Here is a 15,295-nt window from a genome sequence, read left to right as displayed (position 1 = left end):
AACGGGCCCCGCGGACGGCACCGAGGACCGCACCGCGGTCAGCGCCGCCGCACGCTCCGGCGGTCGGCCACGACCGCGGCGAGCCCGGCGACGAGCGCCCCCAGCGTGGCCCCCGCGAGCGCGACGAGCAGACGAGCGGAGCCCTGCCCGTCGAGGAACGAGATGAACCCCGTGCCGCCGTCGCCCTCGACCGCGGTGCCCGTGATCAGGGCGACCACGAAGCCCAGCACGGCGCCGAGCAGGACGCCGGCGGTCACGAACGCCCCGAACTTCGGTGCGCGGCGCACGGTCGCGGGCTCGGCGACGCGGGCGAGCTCCGCCTCGTCGGGCACGGGGGCGGACGCGCGCGCGGAGCCGGGCGTGGCGGGGTCCTGCCGGGGCGCGAGGCGGTCGTCGGCCGTCGCGGGCACGGCGACGCCAGGGTCGCTCGGCGGGGCGTCGGGGCGGCTCGGGGGCGGCTCGTGCGACTCGTCGGGCATCGGACCAGCGTAGGCGGGAACCGCGCCCCGTCCGCGCTCAGCGGCTCCGGGCGGCGTGCAGGGGCAGGTACGCCGAGAGGTCCGCGCGCTCCCCGGACGCCCGGACGCGGCCCGCGGCGAGCGCGTCGTGCCACGTCAGCTCCCCCGTCGCGAGCGCCAGCCACGTCGCCGCGTCGGTCTCGACGACGTTCGGCGGGGTGCCCCGCGTGTGCCGCGGCCCCTCGAGCGCCTGGACGGCGCCGTCGGGCGGGACGCGCACCTCGACGGCATGCCCGGGTGCGACGTCGGCGAGCTCCTCGAGCGTGAATCGCACCGCGGTCCGGCGGGCGGGGACGGGGACGGCGGACGGGTCGGCGCGCCAGACGGCGAGCGCGGCACGCCCGTCGGCAGGCTCGGTGCGGCGGCGAGGGGGCACGTCCCGATCCTGCCGGACGCACGGGCGGGACGCGCGCGCCGCTCGCCCGGGCGCGGGGCGGCTCGGGTGCCCTCCTGTCGGCGACGTCGGCGGTCCGGCTCCGTCGCCCCCGCGCACGACGACGCCGGCCGGGCGGCCCCCGAGGAGGGGTCCACCCGGCCGGCGTCGGTCGGTCAGACGGCGTCAGGCGCCGACGTCACCACTTGGCGTTGCGCGCGAGCTCCAGGGCCTGCGCCTGGAACCACTGGCCGGCCGCGGGGCCGCCGTTGCACGCGCCGTCGCTCTCGCCGGGCAGCTTGGCCCAGACCAGTGCGTCGAGCCCGCCGCTGTTGACGAGCGTCGGCCGCTCGCCGAGGGCGCGGCCGCTCGGGTTGCACCACTCGGTCCCGTTGGCGCCGTTGCCGTTGCGCGAGGTGTCGATGACGAACGTCTTGCCGCCGGTCAGCTGCGAGATCTGCTGGCCGTAGGACCGCGACTCGGCCGTCGTCCGGTAGTTCGACGTGTTCAGCGCGAAGCCGACCGCGTGGTCCCAGCCGATCTGGTTGAGCCGCTGCGCGGCGACCGACGGGGAGAGCCACGCCGAGTTGCCGGCGTCGATGTAGACGCGGCCGCCCGCCTGGGTGAGCTTCTGCGCGGCGTACTTCAGGTAGCCGACGCGGTCACCCTGGCCGTCGCAGTCGCCGAGCTGGGCGAGGGCGTCGGGCTCGAGGATGATCCACGGCTTGCCGACGATGCCCGCCGCGACCTGGTCGATCCAGCCGGCGTACTCGCTCGTCGCGACGCCGCCCGCCGAGTGGTTGCCGCAGTCACGGCCCGGGATGGCGTAGATGATGAGCAGCGCCGTCTGGCCCTTGGCCGCGGCGGCCGAGGTGACGGTGCGGACCTCCTGCTGCGACGTCGTGCCGCTGTTCCAGTTGCCGATCCACGAGCCCGCGGCGTTCGTCGAGATCTTCTCGAGCAGCCGGCGGGTCTCCCCGCTGGCGGCCGCCGCGGCGGTGGCCGCCTGCGTGTTCGGGTTGACCCAGAACGTGCCGGAGGGGACCGGCGTCGTCGTCGGGGTGACGGTCGGCGTCGGGGTCGGGGTGGTGGTCACGGTGGGTGTCGGCGTCGGGGTGCTCGTCTGCGTGGGGCGCGGGGTGCTGACCGGGGCGCCCGTGCAGGCGACGCCGTTGAGCCGGAAGCCGGTGGGCACGGCGTTGGCGCCGTTCCACGAGCCGTTGAAGCCGAAGCTCGCGGTGCCGCCCGTGGCGACGCTGCCGTTCCAGGTCGTGTTCTTCACGGAGACGGCGGCGCCGCTCTGGCTCGGGACGCCGTTCCAGAGCTGCTGGATCGACTGGCCGGACGGGAACGCCCAGTCCACGGTCCACGAGCTCACGGGGTCGCCGAGGTTGGTCACGGTGACGTTGGCACCGAAGCCGCCGCCCCACTGGTTGGTCACCGCGTAGTCGACCTTGCAGCCGGCGGCCGCCTGGGCGGAGGTCGCGGTGATCGCACCGATCCCCGTCACCGCCAGCAGGCTCGCGGACAGCAACGCCGCTGCCTTCGTGCGCTGAGACATGCTTCTCCCGTTCGTCAGGGTGTGCGCGCGCCCGCGGGACGTCGACGTCGGTGTCGAGAGGCCGTGCGGGGTCGCCTCGTCAGGAGACGAGACAAGCCCAGCGAAGCCTCCGACGCCAGGCGGCAAGCGCATTCCGCGGATCATTAATCGTTTTGGCAAACGTCATCTGCACCGGTGGAGAGCCGAGGGCGGCACCCCCGGACGCACGCGCGGCGCCCGGGGGACCGGACGCCGCGCGTGACCACGGTTCAGACGGGATCGGACGGTCGAGCCGTCCGGGACCGCAGGGTCAGGCCGTCGGGAAGACGTCCGCCGTGCGGGTGCGCTCGCGCAGGAACACGCCGCCCTCCTTCAGCACGCCGGTGCCCGACTGCGAGCCGCCGCTGCATGCGCCCTGCTTGAGCAGGCCGCTCGACTCGCTCTTGTCGGACCAGTTCCACGCGACCCAGCTGATCTTCTTGCTGTCGAGCAGGTCGAGCCACGCCGCCGTGCTGGCCAGGTCGTTCGGCCCGTCGCCCGACGCGCTCGGCGTGCCGAACTCCGTCACGAACATCGGGATCCGGCCGGCCGCGCGCGAGAGCACGTCCCGGTAGCTCTGCTGGTGCGAGCCCGCGTAGAAGTGGAATGTGTACATGATGTTCGTCGCGTTGACCGGGTTGTTCACGACCTCGGCCTCGTTGGAGCCCTCGGACACGCCCAGCGACGACCAGGCGCGCGTCCCGACGAGGATCACGGCGTCGGGGTCGGCCGCGCGGATGACCGGGATGACCTGCTCGGCGTAGGACTTGATGCCGGCCCAGCTCACGCCGTTCGGCTCGTTCGCGATCTCGTAGATCACGTTCGGGTTCGCCGCGTTGCGCTTGGCGACCGAGGCGAAGAACGTCTTGGCCCGGTCGAGGTTGTAGTTCGGGTCACCCGGGTTCAGCAGGTGGAAGTCGATGATCGCGTACATGCCCCGCTCGGAGATCTCGTCGACGTACGTGTTGACCCGGTCCGTGAAGAGCGACGGGTTCGTCTCGTAGCCCTGCTCCTGGACGTACATCGCGACCCGCGCGACGTCGGCCCGCCAGTCGGTCGCGAGCGCGTCCCACGTGGCGTCGGTGTAGCACGACGCGAACCACTGGATGCCGTGCGTGCTGACGCCGCGGAGCTGGATCGGCTGGTTGAACCGGTTGCACAGGTTCACGCCGCACACGTGGAGCTGGCCGTTGACCTGCGCCGGCGAGCCGACCGGGCCCTTGCCGCCGCCGGTGGGCGGCGGCGTCGTGGTGGCCGTGGGAGTCGGGGTCGCGGTGGGCCGAGGGGTGGCCGTCGCGGTCGGCGTCGCCGTCGGACGCGGGGTCGAGGTCGTCGTCGGGGTCGGCGTGGGCGTCGTCGTGGTGCCTCCCGTGCACGTGGTGCCGTTGAGGCGGAACGTCGTCGGGACCGGGTTGCTGCCGCTCCACGAGCCGTTGAAGCCGAAGCCCGCGCTGGCGCCCTTGGCGAGCGAGCCGTTCCACGTGTGGTTGCGGACCGTCACGACCGCGCCGGACTGCGACGCGACGCCGTTCCACAGCTGGGTGACCTGCTGGCCGCCGGCGAACGTCCACTGGACGTCCCACGAGCCGACCGGGTCGCCGAGGTTCGTGACCTTGACGTCGGCACCGAAGCCGCCGCCCCACTGGTTGGTGATCTTGTACTCGACCGAGCAGCCGACGGCCGCCTGGGCGGTGGTCGCGGTGAACGCGCCGATCCCTGTGACTGCCAGGACCGTCGCGGACAGCCACGCGGCTGCCTTCCTGCGCTGGAACATGCATCTCCTCGTCGTGAGCACGTGCGTGCGGACGCCCGTCCACCGGCCCGGTCCGCCGGCACGAGGGGTGCGCGCGGTCCGGGCCCGCGCGGGGGTCACGCGAGCGGGGTCTTCAGGGTGCCTTCCGAGGGTGCGGGAGCGCACGCGTTCCGGCATGAGAAACGTTTCATCACTCGACCGGCAACTCGCACCGGCGGCGGCCCACGGCGGGGGCCAGCGGCGCGGAGCGGTCGCGCGGAGCGGTCGTCTGGTGGGACGGGGCTGCCCGGCGCACACTCGAGGAGCCACACCAGGGCTCTTCGGGGGGAAAGCCGATGCACGGACGAGGACGTCGACGCGCCGTCGCGGCGGCACTGGCTCTCGCCGTGGCCGCAGCGCTCGCCCCGGCGACACCCACCTCCGCGGCGGTGCCGACCGTCCGGTGCAGCGATCTCACCGCGAACTCCGGTGGGGCGGTCAGGTGGCAGCGGATCGACGCCGACCTGCTCGTCGACGACGAGACCTGCTACCTCGTCGACGTCGGTGTCCACGGCGACGTCACGATCCCGCCCGGAGGCCGGCTCGGCATCTCCCGCACCTCGATCCACGGCGACATCGCGTCCTCCGGGGTGCTCAGCACGTCCGCCAGCACCGTCGACGGCGACATCACCACGAGCTGGCCCTCAGATGCACCCGGCTACGTGGACCTGGAGGAGACGAACGTCAAGGGCGGGCTGTCAGGCTCGAGCGGGGCGTACGCCCTCTACGGGACGTCGGTGGCGGGACCGGTCGACGTGACGGCGACGTACTTCGTGTCCGTCGTCCACGCTCACCTCGGCGCCTCGCTCACCGTGCGGGCCGAGAACGACATCGATGTCGCGTGGAGCACCGTCACCGGCGACCTCACCCTCGCCGGCCCCACCACGCACTCCTTGGGGCTGTGCACGAGCACCGTGGGCGGCGACCTGTCCGTCTCCGGCTCCGGGTCCGGCTCCGCGACCGATCCAGGGTCCGGCCACAGTCCCGGCCCCGGCTCCGGCTCCGCGTCCGCGGGAACCGTCCGCCTCGCCGTCGACCAGTACCAGGTTCGCTGCTCCTCGACCGTCGCCGGCTCCGTGCACCTGACGGGCAACGACGGCGACGTCACGATCGGACGCCTGTTCGTCAAGGGCGACCTGACCTGCACGGGCAACACGGGCCCCGCGGGAGTCGTCGTCCTCCGCACGGCCTCGATCCGGGGCACCCGCTCCGGGCAGTGCGCCTGAGAGGACCCGCACCACCGACCGGCCCGCGGTGCTCAGCGGCGCGGCGCGGTCGCCCGCTGGTGGCGGTGGTGGTCGGCCGTAGCCCGCTTGTGCTGGGCCTTCGCCTCTGCGGCCAGGCGTGCGTCGGCCCGCCGCGCCTGGAACGCCGCCTCGCGGGCCAGACGCTGCCAGCTCGCGAACCGCCGCTGCGGCAGCTCGCCCGAGTCGAGCGCGTCGCGCACCGCGCAGCCCGGCTCGCTCGCGTGGGCGCAGTCGCGGAACCGGCACCGCGCCGCGAGCTCCTCGACATCGGGGAAGGTCGTGCTCAGCGCGTCGGCGTCCGCGACCAGTCCCACGCCGCGCACGCCCGGGGTGTCGATGAGCATCGCCCCGCCGCCGAGCGCGACGAGCTCGCGGTGCACGGTCGTGTGCCGGCCGCGCCCGTCGGCCCGGCGCTCCCCCGTGGCCATCACCTCGCGCCCGGCGAGCGCGTTCACGAGCGTCGACTTCCCGGCACCCGAGGGGCCGACGACGACGATCGTCGTGCCCGGCGTCAGAAGCGCGCGCAGCGGCTCCAGCCCGGTGCCGTCAGTCGCGCTCACGACGTGCACCTCGACGCCGATCGCGGCGTCCGCGACCTCGGCGGCGATCGCGTCGGCGTCCGGTGCCAGGTCCGCCTTGGTGAGGACCACGACGGGCTGCGCTCCCGAGCGCCACGCGAGCGTGAGGAGCCGCTCGACGCGCCCGAGGTCCGGCTCCGGGTCGAGGTGCTCGGCGACGAGCACGACGTCGACGTTGGCCGCGAGCGCCTGCGTGAGGGAGGTGCGGTCCGCGGAGTCGCGCACGAGCGCGGTGCGGCGGGGCACGAGACGGTGGACGCGCGGGGGGACGCCGGGGCGCTCGTCGAGCACGAGGACGTCGCCGACCGTGGGGGCGAGGCGCGTGCCGTCGCCGGTCGGGACGAGGCCGTCGCGGTCGAGCTCGACGCGCCGCGGGGTGGGTGGGCCGAGCGCGTCGGGCACGGCCGGGCCGTCCCCCTGCACGGGCTCGACCGTGCCCGCGGCGTCCGTGGGCAGCACCAGGACGGCGTGCCGGTCGACACGCACCACCCGGACCACCGGGCCGTCCTGCTGCTCGCTCATGCGGGCGACGCTAGGCCGGGCCCGGCGCTGCGGGCCACGGATTTACGCGGGCGTCAGCGGGCGCGTCAGCTCACGCACGGCCGCCGTCCGTCCGGACCGCGCCCCGCGCGCCAGCTCAGGCGAAGTACCGCGGCAGCGTCCCCTCGTGGGCGGCGCGGGCCTCGGCGAGCGGCAGCGTGAACAGCCCGGCGACCTCGACCGACGGGGTGTGCTCGTGCTCCGTGACGGCGTCGGAGCCGCCCGTCGCGACGCCGGCACCCGGGGCGCACGCGTCGTCGGTCACGCCGAGGCGCAGCACCGGGACGCCGCGCGCGGTGCACAGGTCCGTGAACCGGACCTCCTCGCTGCGCGGGACCGCGACGATCGCGCGGGCCGTCGACTCGGAGAACAGCGCCTCGAACGGGGTCACGCCGTCGCGCCGGCACAGCGGCTCGAGGTCGACCTGCACCCCGACGTCGAAGCGCAGGCTCGCCTCGACGAGCGCCTGCGCGAGACCGCCCTCGGAGAGGTCGTGCGCCGCGTCGACGAGGTCGTCGCGGCTCGCGCGGATGAGGACCTCGGCGAGCCGGCGCTCGGCCTCGAGGTCGACCGCGGGCGGCAGGCCGCCGAGGTGGGTGTTCGCGACGTCGTCCCACGCGGAGCCGTCGAGCTCGCCGCGGGTCGTGCCGAGCAGGTAGACGCCCTGACCCGGCTGGGTCCAGCCGGACGCGGTCGCCGAGGCGACGTCGTCGAGCACGCCGAGCACGCCGACGACGGGGGTCGGGTGGATCGCGGAGTCGATGTGCCCGGGCTCACCCGTGCCGTTGTAGAGCGAGACGTTGCCGCCGGTCACGGGCACGCCGAGGGCCTGGCACGCGTCCGCCAGACCGCGGATGGCCTCGACGAGCTGCCACATCGAGTCGGGGTGCTCGGGGCTGCCGAAGTTGAGGCAGTCGGTCACCGCGAGCGGGCGCGCGCCGGTCGTGGCGACGTTGCGGTAGGCCTCCGCGAGCGCGAGCTGGGCGCCCGTATACGGGTCGAGCTTCGCGTAGCGGCCGTTCGCGTCGGTCGCGAGCGCGACCCCGAGGCCGGTGGTCTCGTCGACGCGGACGACGCCGCCGTCGTCGGGCTGCGCGAGCGCGGTGTTCCCCTGCACGAAGCGGTCGTACTGGTCGGTGACCCACGACTTCGACGCGAGGTTGGGCGACGCGAGCAGCTGCAGCACGGTCGCGCGGAGCTCGTCGGGCGTGCTCGGGCGGGCCACGCGCCCGGCGCCCTCGGGGCCCGAGACGGTGTCGGCGTTGAGGGCGTCCTGCCACGCCGGGCGCGCGTACGGGCGGTCGTAGACCGGGCCCTCGTGCGCGACCGTCTTGGGGTCGACGTCGACGATGCGCTGCCCGTGGTGGTCGATCGTCAGACGGCCCGTGCCGGTGACCTCGCCGATGACCGCGGTCTCGACGTCCCACTTCGACGTGATCGCGAGGAACGCGTCGAGCTTCTCCGGCGTGACGACCGCCATCATGCGCTCCTGCGACTCCGACATGAGGATCTCGCCGGCCGTCAGGGACGGGTCGCGCAGCAGCACGTTCTCGAGGTCCACGTGCATGCCGCCGTCGCCGTTGCTCGCGAGCTCGCTCGTCGCGCACGAGATGCCGGCCGCGCCGAGGTCCTGGATGCCCTCGACGACGCGCGCCGCGTACAGCTCGAGGCAGCACTCGATGAGCACCTTCTCCATGAACGGGTCGCCGACCTGCACCGACGGGCGCTTGGAGGGCTTCGCGTCGTCGAACGTCTCGCTCGCGAGGATCGACGCGCCGCCGATGCCGTCGCCGCCCGTGCGGGCCCCGAACAGCACGACCTTGTTGCCGACGCCCGACGCGTTCGCGAGGTGGATGTCCTCGTGGCGCAGCACGCCCAGGCACAGCGCGTTGACCAGCGGGTTGCCCTGGTACGACGGGTCGAACACGAGCTCGCCGCCGATGTTCGGCAGGCCGAGCGAGTTGCCGTAGCCGCCGACGCCGGACACGACGCCGTGCACGACGCGCGCGGTGTCCGGGTGGTCGACCGCGCCGAACCGCAGCTGGTCCATGACCGCGACGGGCCGCGCGCCCATCGAGATGATGTCGCGCACGATGCCGCCGACGCCCGTCGCCGCGCCCTGGTACGGCTCGACGTAGCTCGGGTGGTTGTGCGACTCGACCTTGAACGTGACCGCCCAGCCGTCGCCGATGTCGACGACGCCCGCGTTCTCGCCGATCCCGACGAGCAGGTGCTTCTTCATCTCGTCGGTCGTCTTCTCGCCGAACTGGCGCAGGTGGTTCTTGCTCGACTTGTACGAGCAGTGCTCGGACCACATCACGGAGTACATCGCGAGCTCGGCGGCCGTGGGCCGACGGCCGAGGATGTCGCGGATGCGCTGGTACTCGTCGGGCTTGAGGCCGAGCTCGGCGAACGGCTGCTCCTGGTCCGGGGTCGAGGCCGCGTGGTCCACGGTGTCGGACTGGTGCTGGACGTGCTGGGGCGCGGTGGTCATCGATTCCCTCGGCTGGTGGCCCGGCCCGGGCGTGAGCCCGCGGGCGTCCGTCGGCAGACGTGCCCAGGTTACCGGCGGCGGGAGCGGGCGGGTGCGGGCGTCCGCGGGCGCTGCGGTCCCGCGACGGGCGGCCGTGGCCCGCGCCAGGGTGAATCCATTCGCCCGCACCTCCGGGCGCCCCCCGTCGGCCGTCGCGGTGGCACGCTCGGCCGAGGGGCGCGTCGCACGACGCCGTCCGGGAGCGCGGCGGGGTCTGCCCGGCGCCGGACCCGGCGGAGCCCCGACCGGTCACGACGTCGACGACGACGAGGAGCCCCCGTGCACCAGCGCCCGTCCCCCCGACCGCCCGTCCTCGGAACGCTCGTCGTCGTCGCGGCGCTCGCCGCCGTCGCGGGCACCGCACCGGCCCAGGCCGGCACGCGGGAGGCCTCCGGCACCCGGGAGGCGCGGCACGCGACCGCGCTGCCGCCGACCCCGTCGCCCACCCCGACGCTCCCCTGGGAGGGGGACACGACACCGCCGACCGCGCCGGGCGCACCCGAGGTCGTGCGCGTCGACGGCACGTCGGTCGAGCTGCGGTGGCCCGGCTCGGACGACGAGTGGGAGGTCACCTACACGCTGTACGACGAGATCAGCGGGGCGTTCCTCCACCGCACGTACGCGCCCATGACGCAGCTCGTCGACCTCGCCCCGCACACCGAGTACGCCGTGTACGTGACCGCGCAGGACATGGCGGGCAACTCGGCGCCCCGCTCGCCCGCGACGCGGTTCACGACCGGCGCGGCGACGCCGCCCACGTGCACGGTCGAGTACCGCACGCACCGGCGGCCCGGTGGTTTCGTCGGGCGCGTGACCGTGCGGAACGGCACCGCCACGGCCGTCGAGAGCTGGCGGCTCGGGTGGGCGTTCGTGAACGGCGAGCAGGCGACGCGGGTGTGGGGCGCGGCGGTGGTCCAGCTCGAGCAGGGCGTGTTCGTCGAGAACCTGCCGCGCAACGCGCACATCGAGCCCGGCGGGAGCGTTACCGTGCGGTTCCGCGCCACGGGGTCGCCGCAGCGGCCCGCGGAGATCTCGCTCAACAACCGGGCGTGCGCGTTCGTCTGACGCCGGCGTCGGTCCCGGGCGCGCCGGCCCGGGGCGAGCGCTCGCGCCCAGGGCCGCTCGGCACGGTGCCGGTCCGGCCGCGACCCGGGTCGCGCGGCACGGTGCCGGTCGGGCCGCGACCCGGGTCGCGCGGCACGGTGCCGAACGGGCCGCGACCCGGGCTACGGTTCGGGCATGCAGCGGACGACGCCCCGGCTCGTGGTCGCGGGGCTGGTCCTGACCGCGCTGCTCACGGCGTGCTCGCCCGCGGCCGGCCCCGGCCCGACGCCCTCGTCGCCGACCGGCGGGACCGCCCCGGAGGGCGAACCCGAGGTGGCCGAGACCCCGGCCCCCCCGACCGCGGCCGAGGTCCGCGCGACAGGCACCCCGGTGCCGTCCGGCGCGCTCACGCTCGTGGTGCGGGCCGACCTCGAGACCGGGACCGTGGCGGTCGAGCCGCAGCCTGACGGGTCGGTCGCCGCGACCGTGCCGGTCTGGGCCCGCACGACCCCGCCCGCCCTGGCCGCGTCCGTGGCGGCGCCCGAGGGGACGACGTTCGAGCCCCAGGTCGACGGGTCGGTCGTGCTGCGCGACGCCGGAGGGGCGTTCGTCGGCGGCCTCGCACCCGTGACGGCCACGAGCGAGGACGATGCCCGGCTGCGCGCGACGTTCGACGTCGTCGCGCCCGACCTGCTGACGGTGTCCGTCTCCCCCGGGCTCCCCGGCGGGACCTTCGACGCCCCGGCGTCCGCGCGGGTGTGGTTCGGCACCGCGGTGCTCGAGAGCGCCGAGTGGGGCGAGCGCGAGGGCGGGCGGTCGCTCGCGGTCGACCCGACGCCGTGGGCGCGCGCCGGCGGGCTCGCGGCCCAGGACGGGACGTGGGCGGCCGTCGTCGCGCAGGAGCCCGAGGCCGACAGCACGACGATGCGCGACCAGTTCCTGTGCCACGCGGTCGGCGCGCCCGACAAGGACACGTGGAACCTCGAGCCGTGGCGGCCCGACGCCGGCTCGCTCGCGACCCTCGCGGCGCGCTGCAACCCGGAGTGACGGCCGGGCAGACGGCTGGCGCAGCACCGGCCCGCTGCGCGACGCTCGGGGCATGATGCCCGCCGACCGGCTGCCGCCCGTCGTCCCCGCGCCCGAGGTCGACGCCGCGCTCGCCGAGGTGACGCTCACCGCACACCGGGCGGGCGCGTGACGGGCGTACCCGGCGCGCCCGGGCTGCCGCGCGTGACCGACGACCGGCCCGGTGCCCCCGAGGAGCCGCTCGCGGGTGGCAACGTCAGCGCGGGCGTCGTGCGGGTCGGCGACACCGTGCGGCGACCGGCGGGGCCGTGGACGCCCGCGGTCCACGCCGTGCTGACCCGGCTCGGGGACGTGGGCTTCCGGCACGCGCCGCGTTCGTTCGGGCTCGACGCGCAGGGCCGGCACGTCGTCGAGTTCGTCCCGGGGGTCATGGCGCACCCGCTGCCCGACGGCGCCGCGCCGCCGCGCGTCGAGGACGTCGGGCGGCTCGCCCGGGCCCTGCACGACGCGCTCGACGGCTGGACGCCGCCGCCCGACGCCCGCTTCCAGCGCGTCATCCCGCCCGACGGCGAGGACTTCGTGATCCACCACGACCTCGCGCCGTGGAACCTCGTCATCGCCGACGACCGCCTCGTGCTCGTCGACTGGGACGGCTGCGGGCCGGGGACCCGCACGTGGGACCTCGCCTACGCGGCGCACGCGTTCGTGCCGCTCGCCCCTGCCGACGCCGGTGGCCCGGGCGTCGAGGCGGCGGGGGCCGGTCTGCGCGCGCTCGCCGACGGGTACGGGCTCGACGACGCCGGCCGGGAGCGCCTCGCCCGCACGCTCGCGCCCCGCACGTGGAGCATGCACACGCTGCTCGAGCACGGGCACCGGACGGGGACGCAGCCGTGGGCCCGGCTGTGGGACGAGGGGCACGGGGGCTATTGGCGGCGCGACGCCGAGTGGATCGAGGACCACACGGCCACGCTCACCGCGGCGCTGACGGCCTGACGGCACCCCGGCCCGGCGACGTCGCGCCGGCCGGTCCCCTAGGCCGCCCGCGTGCCGCGCCGCCGCAGCACCGCGGCCGTGACCGCGGCGACCGCGGTGCTGCCGACCGCGACCCCGACGAGCACGAGCAGCGCACCGACCATCCACAGCCCGGTCTCGTCGGTGCTCGCCGTGACCGACCACGCGACCGCGAACGCGAGCGTCGTGACGACCACCGTCGCGCGGGCCCCGAGCGCCACCGTCCCGAGCACCACCACGACCGCCAGGCTCAGCGCGCAGCCGAGCACCTGCCACGCCTCGTACGGCCCGGACGCGGCTCCCGTCGCCGGGTCGACCTGGTAGGTCGTGTCCCACGCGAGCCACGCGAACCAGCACGCGGCGGCCAGGACCGCGACCAGCACGGCGCGCACGGCCCGCGCCCCACCCGTCGGCCCCCGCGCCGCACCTGCCGCACCTGCCGCACCTGCCGCACCTGCCGCACCTGCCGCACCCGAGCCGTCGTCCGCCGCTGCCATGCGAGCCTCCTGAGACGTCCTGCGGCCGGGCGGCGCCCGGGGACCGCACCTACGCTGAGCAGCAGGCCGCACCACGAGGCCGGACCGCTGACCCGACCGTACGGGAGCCCCGCCATGGACGTGTCGACCCCGGTGTGGATCGCGACCATCGTCTTCATCGTCGCGCTGCTCGCGTTCGACTTCGTCTTCCACGTGCGCAAGGCCCACGTCCCGACGCTCGCCGAGGCCGCGCGGTGGTCGGCGATCTACGTGGGGATCGCGCTGCTGTTCGGCGTGGGCGTGTGGGTCCTCGGCGGGCACACGATGGGCGCCGAGTACTTCGCGGGGTACGTCACCGAGAAGGCGCTCTCGGTCGACAACCTGTTCGTCTTCCTCATCATCATGCAGAGCTTCAAGGTCCCCCGCGCCGACCAGCAGAAGGTGCTGCTGTTCGGGATCGTGTTCTCGCTGATCGCGAGGGCCGGGTTCATCTTCGTCGGCGCCGCGCTCATCAACCGGTTCGCCGCGGTGTTCTACGTCTTCGGCCTGATCCTGCTCATCACGGCCGGGAACCTGCTCAAGCCGGAGTCCGAGGACAGCCACACGGCCGACAACATCATGGTCCGGCTGGCGCGCCGGCTGTTCCACACGACCGACTACTACGACGACGACAAGATGTTCACCGTCAAGGACGGCAAGCGCGCACTCACGCCGATGCTGCTCGTCATGGTCGCGATCGGCGGCACGGACATCCTGTTCGCCCTCGACTCGATCCCCGCGATCTTCGGGCTCACGCAGAACGTGTTCCTCGTCTTCACGGCGACCGCGTTCTCGCTGCTCGGCCTGCGGCAGCTGTACTTCCTGATCGACGGCCTGCTCGACCGGCTCGTGTACCTGTCGTACGGGCTCGCGGCGATCCTCGCGTTCATCGGCGTCAAGCTGATCCTGCACGCGCTGCACGAGAACAACGTCCCGTTCATCAACGAGGGCGAGCACGTGCCGGTCGTCGAGATCAGCACGCCGCTCTCGCTCAGCGTCATCATCGGCACCCTGCTCGTGACCGTCGTCGCGTCCCTCACGAGCGCGAAGGGCCGGGCGCAGAACTCCGTGGCGGCGGCCCGGCGGCACGCGACCGAGTACCTCGAGACCGAGAACGACCCGGCCTACGAGGAGGAGCTGTTCGCCCGCCTGCTCCGCGAGGAGGAGCAGCTCAAGGCGCTGCCCGAGAAGCAGCGGGCCCGCATCCGCTCGGAGCGCGAGCTCATGGAGCTCCTGCAGCGGGCGCACGCCGAGCACGACGAGGCCGTCTCGACGGGGTACCTGCCGCCCGCGGGCCGCTGAGCCGGTCCGAGCACTCAGGACCAGGCGCCCGGGACGACGCGCTCAGGACCACGCGCTCAGGACCACCGAGACCAGCACGAGCTTCACGAGCCAGTCGCCGGCGTGCAGGGCGGCGAGCCGCCACGGCACCTTCTCGTGCACCACGGACCCGCTGAGCAGCACGACCGGGAAGCCGACCCACAGCACGGCCCCGAGCGCGGCGCCCGCGAGCCAGCCCTCGACGTCCCCGAGCGCGACGACCACGGCCACGACGCTCGTCACCGCGAGCGTGCGCAGCAGCTCGACGGGCATCATCCAGCCCGGCGGCCGGCCGTCGCCCGCGGCGCTGCCGAGCCGCGCGAGCTGCGACCCGAGGACCGCGTAGTACGCGAACGCGGCGACGAACGCCGCCACCGTCGCCACGAGGACCGGGAGGATCTCGATGCCGTCCATCACGTGCTCCGCTCGTCCGCCGGTCGTCCGTCACCCCGGCAGACCGGCGGGCGGGCGGGAACTCATCGGGGCGCGGCCGCGGGCGTCGGGCCGGTGAGTTCCGGCGACGACGGACGTCTACCCCGGCGAGGCCCGCACGGGCCGCACCGCCCCCGCCGCCCGGCGCCCCGACCGGAGGAGACCGCGATGACCGGAACCGAGCCGGCGGCTGGCGGCTCGCCCGCCGCCTCGCCCCAGCAGACCGAGCCGCTCGACCGCGACTTCACGGCGACCGTGCAGAAGAGCCCGAGCACGGGCGGCTGGATCTACGTCGTGCTGCCCGGGTCCGCCGAGATCTTCGGCACGCGCGGGATCGTCAAGGTCCGCGGGACCGTGGACGGCGAGGGGTTCCGCAGCTCGTTCATGGCGCTGGGCGACGGGACCCACAAGCTGCCCGTCACGGCCCGGACCCTGCGCGCGATCCGGAAGGGACCGGGCGACGAGGTCCACGTGCACCTGGACGAGCGGCTCCGCTGACCTCAGCGGCCCTGCAGCTCGCCCGGGTCGGGGGTGCGGAACGGCGGGTCGTCGAGCGTCCCCGGGCGGAGCGCGTCCGCGTCCGCCGTCGCTACGTCCGTCCCCGCGTCCGCTGCCTCCGCGTCGCCGTCCGGCACGCGGTCGGGCTCCTCGGCCTCGACGCCGAAGCCCTCGGCCGCCGGGGGCGCACCGGCGCCCGGATCGGCCGCAGGGACACCGGGCTCGGGTTCTCCGTGGGGCAGGAACGGCGCAGCCATCGACATGCCTCCCACGATGTCGTCGGGCGGCG

The 15,295-nt window shown here is 74.9% G+C and carries 15 protein-coding genes; 6 read left to right on the top strand and 9 right to left on the bottom strand.

Going from position 1 to position 15,295, the window contains the following annotated elements; translation table 11 throughout:
• Positions 1 to 38 precede the first annotated feature (38 nt).
• From CCE01nite_RS08955 to CCE01nite_RS22080, 4 genes are all read right to left on the bottom strand, one after another.
• Positions 39 to 479 carry a histidine kinase gene (locus CCE01nite_RS08955; RefSeq protein ID WP_246056381.1) on the bottom strand — a complete coding sequence of 147 codons (441 nt, stop codon included), beginning with the start codon at positions 477 to 479 and terminating at the stop codon, positions 39 to 41.
• 37 nt (positions 480 to 516) lie between these two features.
• Complete coding sequence (locus CCE01nite_RS08950; RefSeq protein WP_034626658.1) at positions 517 to 894, bottom strand: sterol carrier family protein; 378 nt, start codon at positions 892 to 894, stop codon at positions 517 to 519.
• Positions 895 to 1,090: 196 nt separating this feature from the next.
• Positions 1,091 to 2,452, bottom strand: coding sequence for a glycoside hydrolase family 6 protein (locus CCE01nite_RS08945; protein WP_034626656.1), 1,362 nt, complete (start codon positions 2,450 to 2,452; stop codon positions 1,091 to 1,093).
• Between the two features lie 289 nt (positions 2,453 to 2,741).
• A complete protein-coding gene (locus CCE01nite_RS22080; RefSeq protein WP_034626654.1) occupies positions 2,742 to 4,244 on the bottom strand; it encodes a cellulase family glycosylhydrolase in 1,503 nt (500 codons plus the stop codon).
• Between the two features lie 365 nt (positions 4,245 to 4,609).
• Between CCE01nite_RS22080 and CCE01nite_RS08935 the strand changes: the two genes are divergently transcribed.
• Positions 4,610 to 5,488, top strand: a complete 879-nt coding sequence (locus CCE01nite_RS08935) for a hypothetical protein (RefSeq protein WP_034626652.1) — start codon at positions 4,610 to 4,612, stop codon at positions 5,486 to 5,488.
• A 32-nt stretch (positions 5,489 to 5,520) separates the two neighbouring features.
• Here the strand turns inward: CCE01nite_RS08935 and rsgA are convergent, their stop codons facing one another.
• On the bottom strand, positions 5,521 to 6,609 hold the full coding sequence (gene rsgA, locus CCE01nite_RS08930; protein ID WP_052103711.1) for a ribosome small subunit-dependent GTPase A: 1,089 nt from the start codon (positions 6,607 to 6,609) through the stop codon (positions 5,521 to 5,523).
• Positions 6,610 to 6,724: 115 nt separating this feature from the next.
• Positions 6,725 to 9,121 (bottom strand): phosphoribosylformylglycinamidine synthase subunit PurL, encoded by a 2,397-nt coding sequence (gene purL / locus CCE01nite_RS08925; protein ID WP_034626650.1) that lies wholly within the window; start codon positions 9,119 to 9,121, stop codon positions 6,725 to 6,727.
• A 318-nt stretch (positions 9,122 to 9,439) separates the two neighbouring features.
• On the opposite strand from purL, the gene CCE01nite_RS08920 reads away from it, so the two are divergent.
• The 3 genes from CCE01nite_RS08920 (at position 9,440) to CCE01nite_RS08910 (ending at position 12,223) form a co-directional block, all read left to right on the top strand.
• Positions 9,440 to 10,225, top strand: a complete 786-nt coding sequence (locus CCE01nite_RS08920) for a cellulose binding domain-containing protein (protein ID WP_034626649.1) — start codon at positions 9,440 to 9,442, stop codon at positions 10,223 to 10,225.
• A 174-nt stretch (positions 10,226 to 10,399) separates the two neighbouring features.
• The gene (locus CCE01nite_RS22075) at positions 10,400 to 11,251 is read left to right on the top strand and encodes a DUF2599 domain-containing protein (RefSeq protein WP_052103709.1); all 852 of its coding nucleotides are present in this window, start codon (positions 10,400 to 10,402) and stop codon (positions 11,249 to 11,251) included.
• Positions 11,252 to 11,434: 183 nt separating this feature from the next.
• Positions 11,435 to 12,223: a phosphotransferase gene (locus CCE01nite_RS08910; RefSeq protein ID WP_034626681.1), complete on the top strand. Its 789-nt coding sequence runs from the start codon at positions 11,435 to 11,437 to the stop codon at positions 12,221 to 12,223.
• Positions 12,224 to 12,261: 38 nt separating this feature from the next.
• On the opposite strand, the gene CCE01nite_RS08905 is transcribed toward CCE01nite_RS08910, so the two are convergent.
• Positions 12,262 to 12,738, bottom strand: coding sequence for a hypothetical protein (locus CCE01nite_RS08905; RefSeq protein WP_246056380.1), 477 nt, complete (start codon positions 12,736 to 12,738; stop codon positions 12,262 to 12,264).
• A 114-nt stretch (positions 12,739 to 12,852) separates the two neighbouring features.
• On the opposite strand from CCE01nite_RS08905, the gene CCE01nite_RS08895 reads away from it, so the two are divergent.
• Positions 12,853 to 14,058 (top strand): TerC family protein, encoded by a 1,206-nt coding sequence (locus CCE01nite_RS08895; RefSeq protein WP_034626645.1) that lies wholly within the window; start codon positions 12,853 to 12,855, stop codon positions 14,056 to 14,058.
• Positions 14,059 to 14,100: 42 nt separating this feature from the next.
• Here the strand turns inward: CCE01nite_RS08895 and CCE01nite_RS08890 are convergent, their stop codons facing one another.
• Positions 14,101 to 14,490 (bottom strand): DUF1761 domain-containing protein, encoded by a 390-nt coding sequence (locus CCE01nite_RS08890; protein WP_034626643.1) that lies wholly within the window; start codon positions 14,488 to 14,490, stop codon positions 14,101 to 14,103.
• A 186-nt stretch (positions 14,491 to 14,676) separates the two neighbouring features.
• Between CCE01nite_RS08890 and CCE01nite_RS08880 the strand changes: the two genes are divergently transcribed.
• Positions 14,677 to 15,006 carry a DUF1905 domain-containing protein gene (locus tag CCE01nite_RS08880; RefSeq protein ID WP_141372209.1) on the top strand — a complete coding sequence of 110 codons (330 nt, stop codon included), beginning with the start codon at positions 14,677 to 14,679 and terminating at the stop codon, positions 15,004 to 15,006.
• 2 nt (positions 15,007 to 15,008) lie between these two features.
• Here the strand turns inward: CCE01nite_RS08880 and CCE01nite_RS08875 are convergent, their stop codons facing one another.
• Entirely contained in the window at positions 15,009 to 15,269 is a 261-nt protein-coding gene (locus tag CCE01nite_RS08875) for a hypothetical protein (RefSeq protein WP_034626677.1), read from the bottom strand.
• Between the last annotated feature and the right edge of the window lie 26 nt (positions 15,270 to 15,295).

The sequence above is a fragment of the Cellulomonas cellasea genome, from assembly GCF_006538745.1.
GTDB classification, from domain to species: domain Bacteria; phylum Actinomycetota; class Actinomycetes; order Actinomycetales; family Cellulomonadaceae; genus Cellulomonas_A; species Cellulomonas_A cellasea.
The sequence above is the reverse complement of the archived record's forward strand: the minus strand, read 5'-3'. Positions and strand labels throughout refer to the sequence as shown.